Genomic DNA, 1587 nt, shown 5'->3' on the forward strand with positions numbered 1-1587 from the left:
GTTAAAGGAATCTTCGGGCCTGGTACAAAAGTGCCTTATAGTGTTCGCCAAGTGCTAACGGCGATCAATGAGTCTGCCTAGCTTCCTGGTATGAATATCGATCTTGAGCAACTCAAAAAAGGCCAGCGCCGAGCACTAGCCAAAGCTATTACCTTGGTCGAGAGCAAGCGCGACCAAGACAGAGCGGCTGCTCAACAAGTCTTGAATGAGCTATTGTCAGATACCGGAAATAGCCTTCGTATAGGAATCAGTGGCGTACCGGGGGTGGGAAAGTCTACCTTCATCGAAGCCTTTGGTCGCCATCTGATCGCTAATGGAAAAAAGGTAGCTGTACTCGCTGTCGACCCCAGTTCTCCTCTACGTGGAGGAAGTATCCTTGGCGATAAAACCCGCATGGAAAAACTTGCCCGTGAAGACAATGCCTTTATTCGCCCTAGCCCTTCTGAAGGCGCGCTGGGTGGCGTCGCGCTTAGAACCCGTGAGACAATGCTCCTATGCGAAGCCGCCGGCTACGATGTAATACTCGTAGAGACCGTTGGTGTAGGCCAATCCGAGTATGAAGTCGCCTCGATGGTCGATTTCTTTCTCGTATTGATGCTTCCTAACGCTGGAGATGACTTACAAGGCATCAAACGAGGCATTATGGAGCTGGCGGATGCCTTAGTCGTTAACAAAAGTGATGGTCCTAACCAAGGCTTGGCTCAGCAAACCAAAAACCACTACAGTAATGCCTTTCACCTCTTACAGCACGATGGTTTTTGGAAACCTCAAATTCTCACCTGCTCATCTCTTGAGAACACCGGAATTGAGACTGTATGGGACATGATTCTGGACTACCAGGAACAAGGCAAAAGCCACTCCAATGAAGAAGGCCTTAATCTATTTGAGGATAAACGCGCCCGACAAAATAGAGAATGGTTGAACGCCTTGGTAAAAGATATGTTGGAACAGGAGCTTAAAAGTCACCCTCCAGTTCAATCAGCACTACCTAAGCTCCGCTCAGCTGTGCAGGAAAATAGTGTAACCCCCTACTCTGCAGCACATCAGATCATTCAGCTATTTCTCAACAAACAAGACCCGTCTTGACTATTTACCGCCCCTTAGCGAGGACCCTATTGCTATCAGCCTGAGCTAATCACGACAGGTAAGGGTTCGAATATATCTGCCAACGCTAAACTAAAAAAGCCCGATTAAGTAACCGGGCTTGATAACAAACTAAGCTAAATATTAAGCTGTTGTTTTCTTGATAATCGCAAGCAAATCGTCCTTTAGCTTAAGGCGCTCTTTCTTACACTTTTCAAGATACTCGTCAGAGGTGTTTTCTGCACCGGTCTCGATTCTGTGTACTTCATGATCCTTATCATGATACTCATCAAATAAACGAGCAAAGTGGTTATCACTCATCTTGAGGTTATGAATAGTCTCTTTGTGCTCTGGCAACTCATGAACTAGATCGTGCTTTTCTAACATAGATATATATCTCCTTAGAGGGATTGTTTTTTATCAGACATAGTATTTCTCGTTAAGTAATAGCTGCTCTATTGTTATGCTTATGTAAGTGCTTACTGACCCATGGGTTGGTTAAGC

Annotated in this window: 2 protein-coding genes; one reads left to right on the forward strand and one right to left on the reverse strand. The window is 45.6% G+C overall.

Going from position 1 to position 1587, the window contains the following annotated elements:
* Positions 1 to 90 precede the first annotated feature (90 nt).
* Complete coding sequence (gene meaB, locus A3756_RS20820) at positions 91 to 1086, forward strand: methylmalonyl Co-A mutase-associated GTPase MeaB (RefSeq protein ID WP_068554425.1); 996 nt, start codon at positions 91 to 93, stop codon at positions 1084 to 1086.
* Positions 1087 to 1227: 141 nt separating this feature from the next.
* Here meaB and A3756_RS20825 read toward each other — a convergent pair whose 3' ends face one another.
* On the reverse strand, positions 1228 to 1470 hold the full coding sequence (locus A3756_RS20825; protein WP_068513965.1) for a YdcH family protein: 243 nt from the start codon (positions 1468 to 1470) through the stop codon (positions 1228 to 1230).
* Positions 1471 to 1587 lie beyond the last annotated feature (117 nt).

This window comes from Oleiphilus sp. HI0086 (assembly GCF_001635225.1).